Source organism: Pseudomonas sp. P867 (assembly GCF_019891455.1).
GTDB classification, from domain to species: domain Bacteria; phylum Pseudomonadota; class Gammaproteobacteria; order Pseudomonadales; family Pseudomonadaceae; genus Aquipseudomonas; species Aquipseudomonas synxantha_A.
The window spans coordinates 1-519 of the sequence record NZ_JAFLXB010000042.1 but is presented as its reverse complement, the minus strand read 5'-3'; the positions used below and the strand labels follow the sequence as shown (position 1 = coordinate 519).

2 tRNA genes are annotated in these 519 nt (G+C 45.5%); both read right to left on the bottom strand.

Features of this window, described 5'->3' with window-relative positions:
* Nucleotides 1–184: 184 nt before the first annotated feature.
* Nucleotides 185–260 (bottom strand) — tRNA-Ala (locus J1G33_RS27740).
* Between the two features lie 10 nt (nucleotides 261–270).
* A tRNA-Ile gene (locus J1G33_RS27735) sits at nucleotides 271–347 on the bottom strand.
* Nucleotides 348–519 lie beyond the last annotated feature (172 nt).

Below are 519 nucleotides of genomic sequence, written 5' to 3'. Positions count from 1 at the left end.
CGAATTTCTCGATTAAGAGAACTCACAAATTTTACCTTAGCCTGATCCGTTACCAGTGAAAGTAACGTTCAGTCTATCTTTCTATCACATACCCAAATTTTTAAAGAACGATCTAATCAAAGACTAGAAATCAATATTCACTTCAGAATATTCATTTCTAAACTCTAACAGCAGAAGCAGTTAATGGTGGAGCCAAACGGGATCGAACCGTTGACCTCCTGCGTGCAAGGCAGGCGCTCTCCCAGCTGAGCTATGGCCCCATAACAAAATTGGTGGGTCTGGGCAGATTCGAACTGCCGACCTCACCCTTATCAGGGGTGCGCTCTAACCAACTGAGCTACAGACCCAATTTCGAGCGCGTAACTGATTAGCTAAGAGCTATCAGCTTGGAGCTTAAAGCTGCTTCTATCGTCTTCTTCAATGAATCAAGCAATTCGTGTGGGAACTTATGGAGCAGCTGATGTCGTCGATTAAGGAGGTGATCCAGCCGCAGGTTCCCCTACGGCTACCTTGTTACGA